The organism is Adlercreutzia murintestinalis, from assembly GCF_943192905.1.
GTDB lineage: Bacteria > Actinomycetota > Coriobacteriia > Coriobacteriales > Eggerthellaceae > Adlercreutzia_A > Adlercreutzia_A murintestinalis.
This window is the reverse complement of record NZ_CALPCC010000020.1, coordinates 21,905-40,314: the sequence shown is the minus strand read 5'-3', so window position 1 is coordinate 40,314 and position 18,410 is coordinate 21,905. Positions and strand designations below refer to the sequence as shown.

Annotated in this window: 20 protein-coding genes; 8 read left to right on the top strand and 12 right to left on the bottom strand. The window is 57.6% G+C overall.

Annotated elements, in window-relative coordinates:
• Positions 1 to 390 precede the first annotated feature (390 nt).
• The 6 genes from NFR19_RS07415 to dnaX form a co-directional block, all read right to left on the bottom strand.
• A complete protein-coding gene (locus NFR19_RS07415; RefSeq protein WP_251213157.1) occupies positions 391 to 1,671 on the bottom strand; it encodes a 4Fe-4S dicluster domain-containing protein in 1,281 nt (426 codons plus the stop codon).
• On the bottom strand, positions 1,672 to 2,964 hold the full coding sequence (gene mobB / locus NFR19_RS07410; RefSeq protein ID WP_251213156.1) for a molybdopterin-guanine dinucleotide biosynthesis protein B: 1,293 nt from the start codon (positions 2,962 to 2,964) through the stop codon (positions 1,672 to 1,674). It abuts the gene before it with no gap.
• A gap of 156 nt (positions 2,965 to 3,120) precedes the next feature.
• Entirely contained in the window at positions 3,121 to 3,468 is a 348-nt protein-coding gene (locus NFR19_RS07405; protein ID WP_251213155.1) for a DUF4143 domain-containing protein, read from the bottom strand.
• Between the two features lie 162 nt (positions 3,469 to 3,630).
• On the bottom strand, positions 3,631 to 4,227 hold the full coding sequence (gene recR, locus NFR19_RS07400) for a recombination mediator RecR (RefSeq protein ID WP_251213154.1): 597 nt from the start codon (positions 4,225 to 4,227) through the stop codon (positions 3,631 to 3,633).
• A 153-nt stretch (positions 4,228 to 4,380) separates the two neighbouring features.
• A complete protein-coding gene (locus tag NFR19_RS07395) occupies positions 4,381 to 4,683 on the bottom strand; it encodes a YbaB/EbfC family nucleoid-associated protein (protein ID WP_251213153.1) in 303 nt (100 codons plus the stop codon).
• Between the two features lie 60 nt (positions 4,684 to 4,743).
• Positions 4,744 to 6,891, bottom strand: a complete 2,148-nt coding sequence (dnaX, locus tag NFR19_RS07390) for a DNA polymerase III subunit gamma/tau (RefSeq protein ID WP_251213152.1) — start codon at positions 6,889 to 6,891, stop codon at positions 4,744 to 4,746.
• Positions 6,892 to 7,132: 241 nt separating this feature from the next.
• On the opposite strand from dnaX, the gene NFR19_RS07385 reads away from it, so the two are divergent.
• The 3 genes from NFR19_RS07385 (at position 7,133) to NFR19_RS07380 (ending at position 9,142) form a co-directional block, all read left to right on the top strand.
• Complete coding sequence (locus NFR19_RS07385) at positions 7,133 to 8,374, top strand: ATP-binding protein (RefSeq protein ID WP_285813472.1); 1,242 nt, start codon at positions 7,133 to 7,135, stop codon at positions 8,372 to 8,374.
• Between the two features lie 128 nt (positions 8,375 to 8,502).
• Positions 8,503 to 8,790, top strand: coding sequence for an AbrB/MazE/SpoVT family DNA-binding domain-containing protein (locus NFR19_RS08995; RefSeq protein WP_432762723.1), 288 nt, complete (start codon positions 8,503 to 8,505; stop codon positions 8,788 to 8,790).
• Position 8,791: 1 nt separating this feature from the next.
• Positions 8,792 to 9,142 (top strand): type II toxin-antitoxin system PemK/MazF family toxin, encoded by a 351-nt coding sequence (locus tag NFR19_RS07380; RefSeq protein ID WP_251213150.1) that lies wholly within the window; start codon positions 8,792 to 8,794, stop codon positions 9,140 to 9,142.
• A 4-nt stretch (positions 9,143 to 9,146) separates the two neighbouring features.
• On the opposite strand, the gene NFR19_RS07375 is transcribed toward NFR19_RS07380, so the two are convergent.
• The 5 genes from NFR19_RS07375 to NFR19_RS07355 form a co-directional block, all read right to left on the bottom strand.
• Positions 9,147 to 9,500, bottom strand: a complete 354-nt coding sequence (locus NFR19_RS07375) for a hypothetical protein (RefSeq protein WP_251213149.1) — start codon at positions 9,498 to 9,500, stop codon at positions 9,147 to 9,149.
• 71 nt (positions 9,501 to 9,571) lie between these two features.
• Complete coding sequence (locus NFR19_RS07370) at positions 9,572 to 9,739, bottom strand: hypothetical protein (RefSeq protein ID WP_251213148.1); 168 nt, start codon at positions 9,737 to 9,739, stop codon at positions 9,572 to 9,574.
• 16 nt (positions 9,740 to 9,755) lie between these two features.
• Positions 9,756 to 10,439 carry a CFI-box-CTERM domain-containing protein gene (locus NFR19_RS07365; RefSeq protein WP_251213147.1) on the bottom strand — a complete coding sequence of 228 codons (684 nt, stop codon included), beginning with the start codon at positions 10,437 to 10,439 and terminating at the stop codon, positions 9,756 to 9,758.
• Between the two features lie 81 nt (positions 10,440 to 10,520).
• Entirely contained in the window at positions 10,521 to 11,120 is a 600-nt protein-coding gene (locus NFR19_RS07360; RefSeq protein ID WP_251213146.1) for an ankyrin repeat domain-containing protein, read from the bottom strand.
• A gap of 38 nt (positions 11,121 to 11,158) precedes the next feature.
• The gene (locus NFR19_RS07355) at positions 11,159 to 11,788 is read right to left on the bottom strand and encodes a hypothetical protein (protein ID WP_251213145.1); all 630 of its coding nucleotides are present in this window, start codon (positions 11,786 to 11,788) and stop codon (positions 11,159 to 11,161) included.
• A gap of 141 nt (positions 11,789 to 11,929) precedes the next feature.
• On the opposite strand from NFR19_RS07355, the gene NFR19_RS07350 reads away from it, so the two are divergent.
• From NFR19_RS07350 to NFR19_RS07335, 5 genes are all read left to right on the top strand, one after another.
• The gene (locus NFR19_RS07350; RefSeq protein WP_251213144.1) at positions 11,930 to 12,160 is read left to right on the top strand and encodes a helix-turn-helix domain-containing protein; all 231 of its coding nucleotides are present in this window, start codon (positions 11,930 to 11,932) and stop codon (positions 12,158 to 12,160) included.
• A gap of 452 nt (positions 12,161 to 12,612) precedes the next feature.
• Positions 12,613 to 14,811: a toll/interleukin-1 receptor domain-containing protein gene (locus tag NFR19_RS07345; protein WP_251213143.1), complete on the top strand. Its 2,199-nt coding sequence runs from the start codon at positions 12,613 to 12,615 to the stop codon at positions 14,809 to 14,811.
• A 67-nt stretch (positions 14,812 to 14,878) separates the two neighbouring features.
• Entirely contained in the window at positions 14,879 to 16,420 is a 1,542-nt protein-coding gene (locus NFR19_RS07340; RefSeq protein ID WP_251213142.1) for a RyR domain-containing protein, read from the top strand.
• A gap of 285 nt (positions 16,421 to 16,705) precedes the next feature.
• A complete protein-coding gene (locus tag NFR19_RS08990; RefSeq protein ID WP_432762722.1) occupies positions 16,706 to 16,942 on the top strand; it encodes a FitA-like ribbon-helix-helix domain-containing protein in 237 nt (78 codons plus the stop codon).
• Positions 16,942 to 17,367 carry a type II toxin-antitoxin system VapC family toxin gene (locus NFR19_RS07335; protein WP_285813471.1) on the top strand — a complete coding sequence of 142 codons (426 nt, stop codon included), beginning with the start codon at positions 16,942 to 16,944 and terminating at the stop codon, positions 17,365 to 17,367. The genes NFR19_RS08990 and NFR19_RS07335 overlap by 1 nt, the downstream gene beginning before the upstream one ends.
• 191 nt (positions 17,368 to 17,558) lie before the next feature.
• Here the strand turns inward: NFR19_RS07335 and NFR19_RS07330 are convergent, their stop codons facing one another.
• Positions 17,559 to 18,410: a DedA family protein gene (locus NFR19_RS07330; protein WP_251213140.1), complete on the bottom strand. Its 852-nt coding sequence runs from the start codon at positions 18,408 to 18,410 to the stop codon at positions 17,559 to 17,561.

The following is an 18,410-nucleotide window of genomic DNA, read 5'->3' as shown; positions in this document are numbered from 1 at the left end:
ATCCACGCGCTCTTCCTGTCCTCGGGCAACTTATCTCTTGGAAAAGCTACCTTGAACAGGCATGTCAAGAAGAAAGCGGACACATATTCTGTCCGGGTGAAAAGTTGGTTCTTATCAACTTATTAAACTAATACATACAGTTCTAACTGGGAAAAGGCTACGATTCCAGACACGCTTTTTGTCCTATAACCCATTATTGCTCGTGCGCGCCTTGGGCGGTTTTGACACGAGTCTCACACGAGCCTTGCACGAGCCTTACGCAAATCCTGCATGAGCCTTATGCATGTCTTATGCGATCCTCATGCGCATCTTGCGCAGCCCTCATGCGGAACTTGTGCGAATCTTGCGCTCGCACCTTGCTCGCAACGAAACAGCCCGTGTGTGGTGAGCTTACGTGTGGCGATACTTATTCAAAATGTTCATGCGCTCCATGGGGCGCGGTATCTCGATGAGCGTCGGCTCGAAATCGAACAGTTCCTCAACGGGCACCTGCGACGACACCGTCAAGCAGCGGCGCAGGCACACATCACGGCAGAGCTGGCACTGCGTACAGTCGGCAGCTTGAAACTCCAAGTAGCGCCGCCCTGGGTCCGCCGGCTCGTCATATTCGGCGTATTTCAGCGCTTCCGTCGGACAAGCCAGCACACACAAACCGCAACCGCTACAGATGCTCTCGTCGATGCGCACGGTGCCGAAGTGGCGCGTATCAAGCACCGTGGCATCTGAGTTGCTGGCATGTGGCACCTGCGCACGCCCCTCGACTCCCGGTGTCATGTCAGTTCCCAATACCGCATCGGCTCTCGGTGTCATATCGACTCCCGATGCTGCGTCGGCCTCACCACGCTTCACCACACAGGAAGCGCCCAGCGTCAGCATGTCATCCAACAGGCGCATGTTCTGAGCCGCGGGCACCTTTTCTTTCAGTTTCAGGTTCTTTTTCGGTCGGGGCGTCTGCGGACTCAGCTTCTCTTCGATGGTCTTTTGCGCTACATTGCCAGCCACCGTACGCAGATAGCTGCCAGTCTGCGCCATCAGCCCGCGCCGATCGGCGCCGCGCACATCCCGCCGAAACGTATTGGCGAGCTCCGGCGGAAACTCAGAGGAACGCGTCACGATCGCAGGCACCTCTGCAGTCTCCACCGCCTCGAGTAGGCACACCGCAGTCTCCACCGCCTCGTCAATGAGCGAGTTCACCTGGCCGTACTTGCACGTGGCGCACCCCCCATCCACCAGCATGATGTCCTGCACGCCATCGGCCGCCACGCGCAGCAGCAGCTCTTCGCCCACCTGCGCAAGACACGGCACTTCACAGAACAGTTCCGGGTCGGCCTCGTGTCGGGCCGCCTTCCGCGCACACGCGATGCACGCCACGCCTCCAGCGGCCCGCGCCGCGGCCAACGTAGCCGAGCGCACCGCACTGAGCGACGGGTCCACCGCGCTCAAGCACCCCATCGGGCACACCGCCACGCACGCACCGCAATTCACGCACGCGCCACCGTCAACGACCAGCCGCCCGTCCTCAAGACTCAGGGCATCCCACGCGCATGCATCCATGCAACGACGACACGTGGAATTGCGATTGCGCACCGCCACGCACGCCTCTTGCACCACCTCGATCTGCTCCACGCGGAACAGATCGGCTACCTCCATCATGTCGTTGATGGTGGGCATCTATTCCCCCAAGTAGCTTTCCTCGATGCGCGCCAGCTCTTCTGGCGTGTTGGCGTTGATGAAACACCCGCCGCGCGGCTCCACCTCGAGCACACGCTGCTGGCTGAACTCGCACACCGTGACGGCCGGATCGTCGAAGAACGCCTGCGCGCGCCGCTCGCCGCGGTCGATGGCACGCAGGATGGCCGGCACGCACGTGTCGCGCCGGTACAGCGCGTGGAACGGCTCGAAGCCGTGCTGGTTCACCGGCACCACCACATCGGCCCCGGTCTTCGCCATTTCCAGCGCCTCGGCCACCACCAAACACGGGCTGGCGAAGATCATGTCGCACGCCACCACGGCCACATACGGGTTGCGCGCGTTGATGAGCGCCGAGTACATGCCCGGCAGCGCACCGCGGAAGTCGTATTCGTCGCGCACGAGCCGCGGCGGGCAAGGCACGTCCATGCCTTCGAGGAACCCCAGGTTCTCTGGCTCGTTCGTGGTGATGATCAGCTCGTCGGCCACCGCGCTCAGCCGCCGCACCAGCCGACAGATCAGCGGGTCACCCGCGAACGGCACCGTGGCCTTGCTGCGGCCCATGCGGCGACTTTCACCACCCGCCTGAATGACCACCGTGAGGCGCGGGCGCACGTAGTGCTCTTCCAAGAACGCCACGATGCCAGGCGTATCGAAGATGTCGAAGGCGGGGATGCCGTATGTCTCGGCCGCGGCGACCGCCTCCGGAATGTCGGTGATGATGGCAACGGTGCTGGCACCAGGCGCCTTAGCGGCAAGATCGGCCGCATGGGCGTCGTCGGTAGCGCGCACGTCGTCAGCATCGCACGCATCAGCTGCGCCGCCTTTCGCCAGCTGCGTGAAGTCGGTGCCCAGCGGAAGGCCCTGCGTGGCCGCCTGCGCGAATGCTGCGGCTACGGCGGCGTCGGCCGGATTCGCCGCGCGCATCAGCTCGATGGTGGGTAGGCCGCTCTTGCGATACCCCTCTACCACGATGATGTCGTGGCCCGGCATGCTGCGCACGATCTCGGCGCATTCCACCTCGTGCGTGAGCGTCTTCACGCGCGCCAGCTTCTCGGGCGACGCGATGACCGTTTCCGTGGCGCCCGCTTCGCGATGCCGCCAAGAGTCTTTGCCGGGGTAGTCGATCTCGAACTTGCTGTGAGAATGGTGCTTCACTGACCCCACATCGTGCCCGCGCGCCGTCAATTCGGCGATCAGGCGCTCGATCAGCGTGGTCTTGCCCGAATTGTGCCGCCCGACGATGGCGACCGCCGGACTTGGGATGTTCACCATCGGCCCTCTCCTTTTGCCTTGGTTGCGCTCATTGTATGGATTGGCGATGGCAGAGTAAAGAAGATGCAGGGTGAAGCGCGCAGCTGAACGCGCAGACGCAGCCTTCCTCGTCCGCACGGGAAAGGCTGCGCGCTATTCATGACGGTGCGTCGTTCATCATAACGTATCCAAAAGGCATGCGGCATAGAGCGGAATGCTGCGCACCGAATCTGTTTCTCCGACATTCTTCGCGGTCATATGGACCAGAAACGGACAATCATATTTCTCTGCGAATCGGCGTGCGCTCGTTGCCTTCACGCGCTCGCCCGACTTCACCTCGATGGGCACGATGCCCTCGCTTGAGCGCACTACGAAGTCAACCTTGTACGTACTTTGCTGACCCCAATAGTATGCCTGCACCTCATCGAAGAAGAGTAGAGTGGTAGCCGCGTCTATATCCTCATCGAGTCTTGCGTTCCATGACCAATCAACCTCTCCTTCTGCGTGTCCGGCAACCGTTCGCAACGACACCCGTTAGCAAAAGCGATACCGTGCCCCTCCGTCACGCGCACGCATTTCTTTTTGATTCTTGGATGTATTTCACTCAGATGGGAGATAATTTCGTGAAAAAAACTCCAAGTATGAACGAACAGCACAGAGGGAAGCTGCGCCTGTGGCCCGAAAACGCTACACCTCGCGGCGCCCTTCGATAGCGCGACCCAGCGTTACCTCATCGGCGAATTCCAGATCGCCGCCCACGGGTAGGCCGCTCGCTGGCCGCGTTACCGTAACGCCCAGCGGCTTGATCAGGCGCGCCAGGTAGGCCGCCGTGGTTTCGCCTTCGATATTGGGGTTGGTGGCCAACACCACTTCGTCAACCTCTTCGGCGCCTAGGCGCGCCATCAGCTCAGCGATGCGCAAGTCTTCAGGCCCCACGCCATCCATGGGCGAGAGCGCCCCGCCCAGCACGTGGTACAGGCCATCGAAGGCGCCCGTGCGCTCGATGGGCGGGATGTCGCGCGGCTCGCTCACCACGCAGATCATGCGCGTGTCGCGACGCGGGCTGGCGCAGATCTCGCACAATTCATCCTGCGCGTAGTTGAAGCAACGGCTACAGAAGCGCACCGTATCCTTCACTTCCCTGATAGCATCAGCGAGGCGCAGCGCTTGGCCTTTATCTTGATTGAGAATAAAGTATGCCACCCGCTGGGCCGATTTCGGCCCGATGCCGGGCAGACGCTCCAGTTCGTCGAGCAACTTCTGTATAGCTGGTGCAGATTGCATGCGCTCCCTCACATCTTGTAGGCTCGCCCAAGGAAGTCAGCGAGGCGCTTTTCAGCGCTTGCAGTTGCCGTGAAAGCGCGACGGAGCGTACTTCGCTACACGAGAAGCGCTTGGAGTGGCAAATATAAGTGCTGGAAAGCGCCGCAGCATTGACTAGAACGGCAGGTTCATGCCACCCATGATGCCGCTCATGCGGGCGTTGCTGGCCTCGGTGGCCTCACGCAGCGCCTCGTTCACAGCTGCCACCACCATGTCTTGAAGCATCTCCACATCCTCGGGATCAACGGCTGCTGGGTCCATCTTCACCGACACTAGCTCCATACCGCCGGTCACGGTGGCCTCGACCATGCCGCCGCCCGCGCTGGCGGTGAACTCCATGGCCGCTATTTCCTCTTGCGCCTTGGCAGCGTCGCGCTGCATCTTCTGCGCCTGCTTCATCATCTTCTTCATATCCATGGCCGGCATCCCTTTCGCTTGCCTAGCAGGTAGCCGCACCGAGGCGGCTCCTGGCGGTCGTTAGTCTACTGGTTCAAATTGTACGTCGTTGCCGAAAGCTGCGGCCAGTGCATCGTTGAGCTGCTCGGTGGTGGGTTCGGCGTCGGGCGTTTGCACGGAAGCTGCCGTGATGGCTGCCGGGGGCTCTTCTTCCCATGGGGGCGTTGACGAAGCGAGGTCGGCCATATCGTCGTAGGCCGAGAGCGGCACTTCGTCGGGGTCGGGAGCGGAATCGGGAGCGAAACTGGCAGTGGAGACAGATGCACCGGGCTGAGGGTCGGGAGCAGGGGCGGACGTACCAGACTGAGGGGCGGCGGTGGGAGCGGAAGCGGAGGCAGACGCAATGGGCTGCGGGGCGGCCGAACCCGTCGGCTGAGCGGCGGTTGCGCCCATCGGCTGAGCGGCAGCTGCACCCATCATCGGGGTCACGCCCACGCCTGCGGCTGCCGACTTCTCGAGCGTGAAGGCAACGCCTGCAGCCCCCGTCTTCGCCAGTGCATCGGCAATGGCATCGCGCACGTCTGGCTTCTGGCTTGCTTGGAACGCGAATTCCGCATCTGAGGGGAACAAGATGGCTAGCTTATCGTCATTGCGGGCGGCCGTGGTGTTCATCAGTAGCGCGGCATATGCCTGGTTAGCCTTCTTCACATGCGCCAATACGGTTGCCCAAAACTGCGGCAGCTGCGCGTCGGAGGGCAACTGGCCAGAACCAGCACCGGCAGCACCAGGCGCTTCTGCTGATCCCGCTTGCGCCGTGGCCGCCTGCGCTGTGGCCGCACTGCTGCTAACGGAAGCCGTATGCTGAGCGCTGGCTTGATGCTCGCTCGGCTGCGTGACCTGCTGAGCATCTGCCCCGGCACTTGGCTGCGCATCCACCTGTGCGGCAGACGCCTGCGGCTGTGCCGCCGAGGGCTGCGCTTGTGCCGCCGAAGCTGCTGCAGAAAATGCCGCTGCCCCTCCCTCGGTCGGGGCGGCCTGCATAGGCGGTGCAGCCGATACGCCCTGTGCGGGCATTGCGACCGTAGCGCTCATCCCCCGCTCAAGGGCCTCCACGCGCTCTGCCAACGCCGCCAGCGTCAGGTCGGAATCGGGGCGCACCATGCGGGTCAGCGCGATCTCGAAGGACAACCGCTGATTGGTGGATGTTTTCAGTTCGGCGATCAGATCGCCCAGCACGCCCAGCAGATTCGCCAGACGGTCGGGGCCGAACCAAGCCGATTCGCTCTCAAGCTCGCGCCGGGCGGCCTCGGTCAGCTCCAACGCCGTGTCCGCACCCGCAAGCTGCAAGACATACATATCGCGCATGTGCGCAGCCAGATCATGTGCGAATTGCGCCAGATCAGCCCCGGTTTCCATGTATTCAGCGGTCCACCGGAACGCCGTGGCCACATCGCGCGTGCCGATCGCTTTGACGATCTCCGCGAGCTCGCTGAAATCAAGGCTTCCCAGCAGTCGTTCGGCCAGCTGCGTGGTCACACTGCCCTCGCCGAACGCGATCAGCTGCTCGAGCGAGGTGAGCGCATCGCGCATGCCGCCATCGGCCCGATGTGCCACCAGGTCGAGCGCATCGCCCTCGAAGTCGATGCCTTCCATCTCACAGATGGCACCCAGCCGACTGACCAGCTCTTCATTGCTGATGCGGCGGAAATCGAAGCGCTGGCAGCGCGAATGAATGGTCTCGGGCACCTTCTGCGGATCGGTGGTGCACAGCACGAACACCACATGTTCCGGCGGCTCTTCCAGCGTTTTCAGCAGCGCATTGAACGCGGCGGTCGACAGCATGTGCACCTCGTCGATGATGTAGACCTTGTAGCGGCCGCGCGTGGGTGCGTAGTTGACGCGGCCGATGATCTCTTCGCGCACGTTTTCCACACCAGTGCGGCTGGCGGCATCCAGTTCGTAAACATCCGGATGTTCGCCGGCGGCCACCAGCTCGCAGTCCTCGCAGGTGCCGTCAGGATCGGGCGTGGGGCCGTGCTCGCACAGCAGCGCCTTCGCCAGCAGGCGCGCCGTGGTGGTCTTGCCCGTGCCACGCGGGCCGGTGAACAGGTAAGCGTGGCTGACCTTGTCGGCCTCGATTGCATTTTTCAGCGTGCGTTCGATATGCTCCTGACCCACCACATCCTCGAAGATCTGCGGGCGGTATTTCCGGTAGAGCGCTTCTGCCATGAGCTGCCTTTCAAAAAAAGAGCGACGAACCGTGAAATAGCGGTTCAAATGATGTAGATAAGTATAGTGTTTGCGTTTCTAATCTTTCCAATCATTCTGATCATTCCAGCCATCTCGACCCGGAAGGGATGAGCAGCGGACTTGATGAAAGAACCTCAAGACAGCATAAATCCTTTTGGTTCCATCAGAAAATGATTTCGGGTAAAATACAGATTAATCGTATTTTACCCGAAAGGAATGCATGAATAGCGGCCGTACATACATCCCTCGCACGTTGGAGCCCACGGTTGCCGTAACCGCATCGGAATATCCTGTAATCTTGATAACCGGACCACGCCAAGTAGGAAAAACAACGCTCTTGGAGCATATGATCGTAGCCTCGGATGCACCACGGCAACAGGTATCGCTCGATGATCTGAACGAGCGACAGCTTGCGCAAAGCGACCCTGCCATGTTCTTCCAAGTGCATAAGTCTCCCCTGCTCATCGACGAAGTGCAGTATGCTCCCGAGCTCTTCTCGCAAATCAAGCTCCTCGTTGATGCTGGCGCAAATGCGGGGGCGTTCTGGCTTACCGGGTCGCAGCAATTCAGGCTGATGGAGCTCGCCGGCGAATCGCTTGCAGGCCGCGTGGGCATCTTGCCACTTTCGTCGCTGGCGCAAGGAGAGCGCGACTGCGTTCCCTCCGAGCCCTTCAACCTGCAGCTAGATTACTGGCAAGCGCGCCAGGAGCGTATTCCTGCAAAAACAACGCTCGACATCTTCACATCCATGCATCAGGGGTCCATGCCCGCCATCGACGCGAGCCGCTATTCAAATCTGAACGTGTTCTACGGAAGCTACGTGCAAACCTACATCGAACGCGACGTGCGACGGCTGCTCGGCAATGTGGATGCGCTGCTCTTCGCGGACTTCATGCGCGCGGTGGCTGCCCGGTGCGCCCAGATGCTGAACGTATCCGCCATCGCGGAGGATGTCGGCATCCGGCCCGACAAGGCGAAGGAATGGCTTGCTGTGCTGGAGCGGGCCGGGATCATCTTCTACTTGCACCCCTATTCGAACAATCAGCTGAAGCGGACCGTGAAGGCGCCAAAGCTGTATTGTCACGACTGCGGTTTGGTAGCGTATCTGACAAAGTGGTCGAGCCCCGAGACCATGGAGGCCGGCGCAATGAGCGGCGCATTCTGGGAGAACTACGTGGTCTCCGAGATATGGAAGAGCTTCCTGAACGCAGGACTGGAGACGCCGCTGTACTACTACCGCGATCACGACGGCAAGGAGATCGATGTGGTGCTGGAAGCCGACGGGAAGCTGCACCCCATCGAGATCAAGAAGACCGCATCGCCGAATCGAGGCATGGTGAGGCATTTCAGCGTGCTGGACAAGTCGCTCATCCCCCGCGGCACCGGCGCTATCGTATGCGCTTCCGAGAAAGTCAGCGCCTTGGATGGGAACACGCTCATCATTCCCGCTGGGCTACTATAGCTAGCTTTAGTCAGTTTTCCTGATCATTCCGATTGCCTCACCAAAGCCTGGCGGCTGAAACCAGAAGTTACCCCATTGAACCTCGTCGCCCTTATGTATATACTATCGGATATACGAAAGGAGATCGTATGGGTTATGCAAGCAGCATCTCCTCATGGGGCAATTCAGCAGCCATACGCCTTCCCAAAAGCTTGTTAGGAGCTGCAGGCCTTCGCCTCGGCGACAAGGTGAACATCTCAACGAATGCGGCAGGCAACATAGAGATCGCTCCAGCGCAAAAGGAACACCGCCACGTACGCCCTGAACCAGGTATTACATACGAGACGTTATTCGCTCATTACGCACCGGCGAATCTTCCCACGGATCAATGGCCAAACGATGACCTCATAGGCGCCGAATACGAGGCATGGTCCTGATATGGTTCTTGAGCAGGGTGATATCATCAGCATCGACTTCGACCCATCGAAGCGCCACGAACCAGCTGGCCGACATTACGCCGTCGTACTGAGCCCTTGGGAAGTGAATCGGATGTCAGCGCTTACGCTAGTAGCGCCTATAACCTCACGAGATAACGGCTATCCGCTTCACGTACCCATCAGCAAGGACAACCCGATTTACGGCTTCGTGCAATGCGAGGCCATACGCACCATGGACCTAGGCGCACGCGAACGCGAGGGAACGTTGGAAGTGATTGGCCCCATGGACGACGCCACGCTAGAAAGGGTCATGTCCTATGTGCTAGTCTTATTAGGACTAGAAGAAATCTAAGCGATTAACTGTAGAGTTTATACAACTCCCATTCGCTTACATAGTATGCGGCCCATTCATATCCCGGGAATTCTGCGAATAGTCCACACAAAACGCCAGCGCCAACCGCAATCTGAAGCACGTTCTTATTGAGAGCGTCTGCAAGATCTTGCAAGTTGCCCGAAAGGACCTCTATTCCCATTTCGTAATTCTTCAATTCGGTATACCGGCCCGCTGTTTCTGCCGCTCTTTCTATCGCTCGGACGGCGCCAACAGGAGGTTGTCCACCGCATCCACAACCTCTTCGCCATCCCCTTTCAAAGCTTTCTTTTGCCATTTTCTTCAACGCCCAAGAATTTAGGCCACCAAATAAACCCACGCTTCTCCTTTAATTCAAACTGCAGTTACCTCGTTGCAGACAATACGATTTTCAATACAGCCTTTGGAATACTATTTTTTCCTCTGCTTTTCTTGATCTAGATATTTCTTTGTTTCGGAATTACGCCAAAAAACAATGCCCCCAACAATAATGAAGGCTATGCCCACAAGAGACGCTAATGCTGTTTTTCCTGAAATAAGAAAAAGAAGACCCATAGCAATAAGAACGCCACCCAACATGACAATCACCTTCCCTCTATCTGTCTTGATAGGGCTGATCGGAATATCCCTTTCGCAGCAAACATGAGACAAGGCGATTTAAGACACCACGGTTAAATCGATTAACTGCGTTCACTTTGCCAAATACGCTTACAAACTTCGGACTTATCGCATAATAGGCCCTTATGAACGCACGACCTATATTGCTCTTAGCAAGCGTCTCATCACGGTATCGACGTAAAACCCAAACTTGCGGGCAATCATACGAGCCATACGCGGCTGTCGCAATATAGCAACCGCTTGAAGATGACGATGTTCTCGAAGGAACAGACGCACTACTTATCACTTGAGGAATCGGCTCACCATACCTTCCAATAGGAATAGTGATCGGAACGCCTTGCTGTCGCAGCTGACTCTGCAAAGTGCTTATCATTCCTTTTGCGTTGGAAATGACATTGCGCTCTTCTTGGGTCGACCCGTTGAGAGCTGAGATGACAGTATTGCATGCCGTGCTCAAATCAGCACATGCAATGGCTACATCGACAGTCGCGTTGCCGGATCCTTCGGTCATCATGACGGCGGTGGCCTTAAGACGAGGAATTATGTCATTTCTCATGGCTGCAATAGCACGACGCTCAAAATCTGTTGTGCAATCAGAAGCTTCTATGGCAGCCTCGCAAATACTAATGGCTAGAAAATAAAAATTAAGGATACCGTTCATATTTCAGTATGCACTCCTCCGTAGCTAGCAAACTTTTCTGTTAATGCGCCCACCCTCAGTAATGGACTATATTTTCTTCGATTAGCGGCCACACTGAACTTGAGACAGGAACTGCGCCACTTCATAATGACCGAGCTTCAATGCCTGGTCTAATGCAGAATTGCCCTTGCCATTTCTGGCGTTTACGTTTGCCCCGAATTCGATCAACTTCTTTACGGCTTCAAGCTGACCTTCCTCGCTTGCATTGCTCAGTGGTGCATTGCCCGTTCGAGTCTTGAAATTCACATCTGCCCCATTTCGGCACAATACTTCAATCGATTTGTAATTCCCAACCTGCGCTGCAACATATAAAGGAGTAAGACCCTCGTGCGTTTTTACATCAACGATAGCCCCTCCATCAATCAGCCGCTGCACTAGCAAGTACTTGTCCCCAGAGCTCACTGCGGCCCAATATAGTGGAGGAAATCCATCGCTACCGGTTCTGTTCACATCTGCACCTGCCCTTATCAATAGATCCAGCACGTGCAAGCTATTGCCAGCTAAAGCAAGGTCAATGGGAGAAATGCAGGAAGGTCCTCTGGCATCGACGTCGGCACCAGCCTCTATAAGCATACTCAGAGTGCCATAATTTCCATTACTGCATGCATCAACAACTGCAAAATGTATGGGGGTTAACTGCATGGTTTATTTCCTTTTTGAATGACTTTTCTCGCCCATTTTTATAAGGGAGTCCTGACTTGATTCAAAACGAAATCTGTAAAACCTGCCTTTGATGGACATCCAAAGAAAACATAGTCGTCATAAGAGCAATCGTCATTAGGGGTGGGAATGTAGCTATTAAATCGGATTACATATATATCTGAATCATGCTGAACAAAGGCTTGAATAATACGAAGCGCAGTGAACTCTCGCAATGAATCCATCGGGACGATACCAGTCGAAATTGTTAAACGGCTCGACAACTGCGAGTGATTGTCTATCGGAGAATACCCCAATGCTTGCATATCTGCATTCGAGAGACGCCACATCGTTTCATTAAGGTCGCTGTCCGCAAAAACGCCTATCTGCATGATTGCCTGATAACTCTCTTGATAAGCATCGCTGGAAATTGACACGCAACCAACATTCTCTTTAGGGAAATCCGATACAGCAGATACCATGGCCGGCAATATGCGAAGCGCTTCGAGCGCCGGCGAAAGCGCATCGCTAGCAAGTCGATCAAACGCCGGATCAACCCGGGGAGACCAATCTGAATTATGCTGAATCCAGCTTGGCCGCAAGAAGTAAGATAGGGTGCCATTGTAAACACGGCATCCTTTATCGGCCATCAATTTTTGGTAGCGTCTCATGATTTGCTGGGTGCCTTGAGACGTCATATCCGAAATCCATTTCTCTTCATCTTCAAATAAATCTCTTTGCAGATTGTCACTTATATCGGTGTATCTTAACACACGCGATAATAGACCATGGATGCCTGACGAAAGGCACCCATGGGGGATAACGACATCCGCATACAGGCCGGGCTGCGTATCAAAGAATTGCGCGACCAAGCCGGCATGAGCCAAGAGCGCTTCGCATGGAGCATTGGCATGGCGCGCTCATATCTTGCCGAAGTGGAGACCGGCAAACGGAACATCTCGCTCGTCAATCTGGAGAAGATCGTCACCGGCTTCGACATCACGCTTGAGGAATTCTTTCATTCAGACCTTTTCCAATTTTAAGAAATCGCCCCTTTCTTGCATTTGTCAGACCTTACTGATATCGAGAGTGCGGAAACTTGCCAGCAGAGTCGTTTTCCCAGGGATAGCCTGTGGACGTACCGTGCCCGAGCCCGAGATCTCCCAACAAATTGAAAAGGATCGTAAGAGGCCAAATCGGATCTTGCCAAACGAAAAAGCCGATCGCCCACACGACGACAAGAGCTATACCGACAAAAGTCCAAATATTGTCGTCGTCGATATGCATCTACGCCTCCCGCTTTCACCATAAATCGATGCATACAGGGTATAACGTGAAACAGAGACCCATTGGGCAATCAGAAGAACAGCAAATGCGACCGCACTAGATCGAGCGAGCAGCAGAAGTGGCTATAATCATCCATATGCGATGCCTCTCATGTCATAGCGAAATGCCCGACGGCTCTCCTTTCTGCCCCATTTGCGGAACCAGGCAAATGGCAGTTGGCGAAACCCAGGAATTCAAATACGCAGCGTTCATCAGCTATCGACATCTTCCGCGCGACAAAGCGATAGCGCAGAAGGTGCAGCGGGCCATCGAAGGGTTCAAACTGCCCAAAAACGTGCGCCGCAAAGATGAGCCGAACCCCTTCGGCCTCCCATCGAATACCGAAACAACGCGCACGCTCGGAAGATGCTTCCGCGACGAAGATGAGCTCGCGGCTTCGCATTCGCTGCCCGAACACATCCGGCAGGCGCTTGACCAGTCGCGCACGCTGATCGTCATCTGCACGCCCGACACCAACGACAGCCCGTGGGTGCGGCGCGAGATCGAAGAGTTCTTGCGGCTGCATGGACGCCAGCGCATTATAGCCGTGCTCGCAAACGGCAGCTCATCTGAAAGCATCCCCGCTATCCTCAAGAGCAAGCATATCGTGAGCGCCGATGGAACTCTTGTGGCGGAACCCACCGAACCGCTCGCAGCAGACCTTCGTCCCGAGTCAGCCCGCGAGCACGGGGCGGAAATGCTCCGCGTGATCGCTGCGGTCGCGGGCTGCGGATACGACGACCTGCGACAACGCCAACGCAGGCGACAACGCAGGCGCGTCGCCCTGGGAGCGGCGGGAGCGCTCGCCATTGCCAGCATCATAGCGGCACTCGTGGCGTGGGGGCTCTCGCCTTCCGCCGAACAGCTAACGGCCGAATCCCGGGATCTTGCGGCGCGATCGCATCAGCAGCTCGCGCAGGGTGACCGCATGACCGCCATCGAGACCGCGCTAGCCGCGCTACCCGCTTCGAGCACCGACACCAGTCGTCCCCTCGTTCCGGAAGCGCAGACCGCGCTAGAAGATGCGGTCCAACTCTACCCCGCACCAAGCGAAGGGACCTGGCGTCCCAGCTTTCTCTTGCGAACGCCAGGCGAGGTAGCCTCATTCGCCACCAGCATCACAGGAACGTGGATAGCCATCCTGGACGATTCGCGCACGGTAAGCGTCTTCGACTTACTCACGGGAACACCTCGGTTCTCGATTGACCTCACGCACTATGAAGGCGATGCGGAGCAGCCCACCCGCTCCATCGCGAACGAATGGGCGATGGCCGCAGCAGGACCAGACAAGCTGCTGATCGTCAACCGCTCCGGAGACGGCAACCTCGTTTGCTTCGATGCTGTTTCCGGCGAAGCGCTGTGGCAAGAAGAGAGCATACCCGTCAGCTCGTTCGCCATCTCCGAAGACGGAGACCAGATCGCGCTCTTCACCATTTTCGAGGGTGAGTCGCTCCTTGCGGGCCTCATCGACACCACAACAGGAGAAGCGATCGACTGGGTGGAAATGGAGAGCGAGGCTCTGATCGACTACCCGAGTTTCCTCCCGAGCTTCCTGAACGACGAGACGAACAGGGCCTACCTGGGAATGGGTGGCCTCATTCTGAACGCCGACTTCCAGACAGGCACGATCGATGGCATCAAGGCGACCGACCACATGATCCTGTCGTTGAACGGCGAATCAGACATCATCGTTGCAGCTGCCACCGACAGAGCCGACGACTCCTACGGTCAGAACCAGCCGTACTCGGTCGTTTGCGCGCAGAACAGGGAGCTGCTCTGGAGTAACACCGGAACCTACGACGATTACTTCGCCAACACGCAGCCTCAGCCGAGCGTGCTGGCCCCGTTTCCCAAGGTCAAGCAAATCATCACCTATAATGGCGAGCGCGCCGCTGTCGCCGCCGTTGGCAACAGCCTGAAAGTCGTGCGGCTCTCGGATGGCATCGAGATGTACTCAAAGGACCTTTCGGCTGCCTGCGTGGGGGCGAACGCAAGCTGGCTCGGCGACGATCGCTCGCTTCTCTTCACCGCAAGCGCGGACGGGATCCTGAGCGTTTCTTCCCCCGATGACGCACCTTCCAATAGCAGCCTCCTACGCACGGTGCTCCCCTGCCCGGTCGACGAGGTCTCCTTCGAATGGCATGGCGATGCCTTTCTCGCCTTGGCAAAATGCGCTGCCCCCACCGACTACCTCATGGTCTATCACTTCGACAGCCGCCCAGCAGATGAGACGGCAGCCGTCTCTCTCGACGTGCTCATCGCAGAGGCGCACGAACTGCTCAGCGTCTATGCGGGAAATGGCGGCCATACCTCCATCGTGCACAACCCTCACGAATACACCTATACCGGATTGCCCAATGGTTCGTAAGAATGCTCTCTATCATCTTGAAACGTCGGAATGTGCTCGCGCTCGCCATCGCGCTCAAGCGAACTGCATGGTAGGTAAATCATCCATGGCTCAACAACATGCTCATATCTCTTCACCGGTAGGCGCTGTGCGCAACGCGCTCGATCGAGAAGCGAGCCGTCGCGAAGACGGCCTCAAGCCGATCGAAATCGTGAAGATCGCTTTGAGCGCCTCCCTCCAACAGCGACATGAGCGCAACGCTGTACAGCGCAAGCATGATGCTGCGGTTATCTCTGACGACCGAGCGGGGCTGAGCCGCGGCACCCATGCTGCCCTCGATCGTCTGCTCTTCAATGCCAATTACTGGCGCGCAGCCTACGAGGACCGCATCGTGGCCGCATGCACGCATCCGGAAAGCGCACGCATCTGCTTGCGCGCCATCTCGGTCTGGACCACCCACACGCTCAAGCTCAACACGCTCGCTCCCGAAGAAACCACCGCGACGTTCGAGCGTTTCTGCCCGCCCTTCGCCATCAACAACCGGCGCGGAGCGCAGAAGAAGGGGCGAAGCAAAGGACCGTTGCCCGCCTTCAAAGACGCCATACATGAGCTTGAGCAGAACGATCTTGAGCCTCCGACCGCCCTCCAAGCGCTCGCCGCCCTCGAAAGCACCATGAGGCTGGAGGTCGAAGCGTACGAAGCGCTCTCCACCAAAGGGGCGCTCGACGCGCTCTTCGACATCCTTCCGGCTTGGTGTCTTCAGGGAAAGATAGAGCTCGTCAATGGCCCTTGGTGGGATGACTGCGACATCTTGAGCGTGATCGCAGAGCATATGCACGAGCGCTTCCTCGAACTGGGCCACAGCGAAGCAGCCTGTCGCTACTTTCTCGATTCATGCTACGAGGCCATCGACGCCTACCAATATGACATCTCGAGCGAAGACAACCACCTGAGCGAGGCGAGCATCTCCGCTCTTCTTGAGATCATAGCGAACGCGCGCGCCTCTCATCCAACGTTTGAAGTAGATGGATACGGAGCCGATCTGCCAGCATGGCTGATCAGCAAAGAACAGCTCATCTGGAATTTCCTCGTCTGCGCCCTCTATGGACCTGCCTACGCTCGCCCGCTGCTCGCAGATGCGCCCGAGCTCATCAACGCGTCAGGAGCTCCTGTCAAAAGCGACGTTATGACAGAACTCGCTCGCACCTCTTTCAGCCGCTATGCCGCCGACCGAGCGGCATGCGATACGCCTCCGGCATACGCCACCTTTGCGCATATGCCCACCGATCTGCGCGATTCCAGCATCGCCTTCATCGCGAGCCTGCACGATAAGCTCGCTGTTCTGCGCTATGAGATAGCGCCAGCTGGCAGCAGCTACCCCGAACGGTGCGTGAGCGAACTCTCAGAAAGCGAGATCGAGTGCTTGGCTATTCTCGAGCATCGCCGCTGGATAGCAGAGCGCGAAAAGGCAGGATGGTCATATGGCCCGAACAAGGATACTGCTCAGAAGTTGAGCCCTTATCTCGTTCCATGGGAAGACTTACCTGAACACGCGCGCGAATGGAACCGCTCGGCCGTGCGCAGCATTCCAGCGCTGTTGGCCAGCGCGAACCTTGCCGTGGTGAGGTAAGCCAGTCGATCTTCTCTTGCGATAGCGAAGCGCGGAAAGGGCCAGCTTCATCACGCACGATCGATGAAGCGCATCAAACCACCGCCAGAGCTTCAGCGAGCGCTTTGCCGCCAATGCAACCTTAGAGAACGCTTCGTCTCCGCCAGAGCTTCAGCGAGCAGAGCACTCCCTACCGGCGCTTTCCCGCTCAAAGAAAAGGCCGTGGGCGGGTGGAGTATTCTGTACAAAACGCTACACGGATGATATCATTGATATCATTATAAGCATTGATATCAAAGGGGCACCATGCCTTCTCTTCTCATTCGCGATATCGACGAGGCGACCAAGCGGTCGCTCGCAGTGCGGGCGGCGCAGAACGGACGCAGCCAACAGGCGGAAGCGCGCGCTATCATAGAAACGGCTTTAGACAATCAACCGAAGAGCTGGGTGCAGCTCTTGCGCGAAAAATCAATACCTGTCGGGGGCATTGATCTCCCAGAGCCTCAACGACATGTTCCGCGTCTCACAGGAATACAGCTCTAATGCGGTACGTAGTAGACACGAATATCGTCTCAGAGACCATGAAGGCCGCCCCGAACGAGCGCGTGTTAGGCTGGCTTGAAAAGAACGAATGCGATGCATTCCTCACCGCCATCACTATCGAAGAGTTGCGGTTTGGAGAGCTCATGATGCCAAGCGGCAAGAAGCGAGCAGCCCTGCATGAATGGATAGACGCGATGCTGAGCTCCTATGTCTCAAAGATGCTGGTGTTTGATCCTCAAGCCGCTGAATGGTGCGCACGGTTTCATCAGCAAGCCATCGCAGCTGGCCGTACGCCAACCATCGAGGATATGATGATCGCCGGAATCGCTCAAGCCAATAACTGCGCTCTCGCAACTCGAAACGTACGGGATTTCGATTTCCTCGATCTCCCGATCGTGAACCCATTCGAAGAGGGTTCCTCCTGATTATCCACGTCACATCAGCCATGGCAGTGCGATAGGACGACGTAGTCTTGGGTACGCTTTAATCCACATGGTCATGGACAGCGACAGAGCAGCACCAACTCATTGCCTCTTTGCACTCGATGTCATTTTCTACCGAAATGAATGCGGTGCTTTTAGCCTCAGTCATTAGGGAAGGCCGACGTTTTTTAGATCTATCGGCGCTTCCCGGCCTTCAAGGACTCGCGGGCCTCATGCAGGTGCTCGCGCTCGGCAGCTTCGACCTCAACCTTCGTGCGCAGCGCATACTCGCGTTGCAGCTCCGCTTCCTTGAAACGTTGCTGCGCCTCGACGCGCCCCTTTTCCTCGGCGCTCAGCGACTCACCAGCCTTCTTCTTGCGAGAATCCAGCGCCGTCTTCACCGCGCCGATGATGGCCGGCGCCACCGACACCGCCACGATACCCAGCACGATCACCTCGAAATGATCCTGCACGAAGGGCACACCGCCGAAGAAGTACCCCACCAGCACGAACAGGCTGACCCATGCCACGCCGCCAATGCAGTTCCACAGCGTGAACCTGCCGAAATTCATATGGCCCGTGCCCGCGATGAACGGAGCGAACGTGCGGAAGAACGGCATGAAACGCGTGATGACGATGGTCAGGCCGCCGTATTTCGCGAAGAAGCCGTCAAGCTTCGCCATGCGCTCGGGCGTGAGCGCCTTCACCTTGCCCGAATCGATGATGCGATGCCCCAGAAAACGCGCGATCCAGTAGTTCGACGTGTTGCCGAGAATAGCCGCCGCATAGAACACGATCAGCGTGGCCGCGATATTCAAGCCCTCATCGACCCCCAGATCGGCGTAGATGCCGGGATTCGAGAACACGCCTGCCGCGAACAACAGCGAATCGCCCGGCAAGAACGGGAAGAACACCACACCGGTCTCCACGAACACGATGAGGAACAGCGGCGAGTACACCCACACCGGACCCAGCGCGATGATCCACCCTGCGATGAACCCGCGCGGGTCGCGCAGCAGATTGATGAAGAAATCTAGGATGCCCAC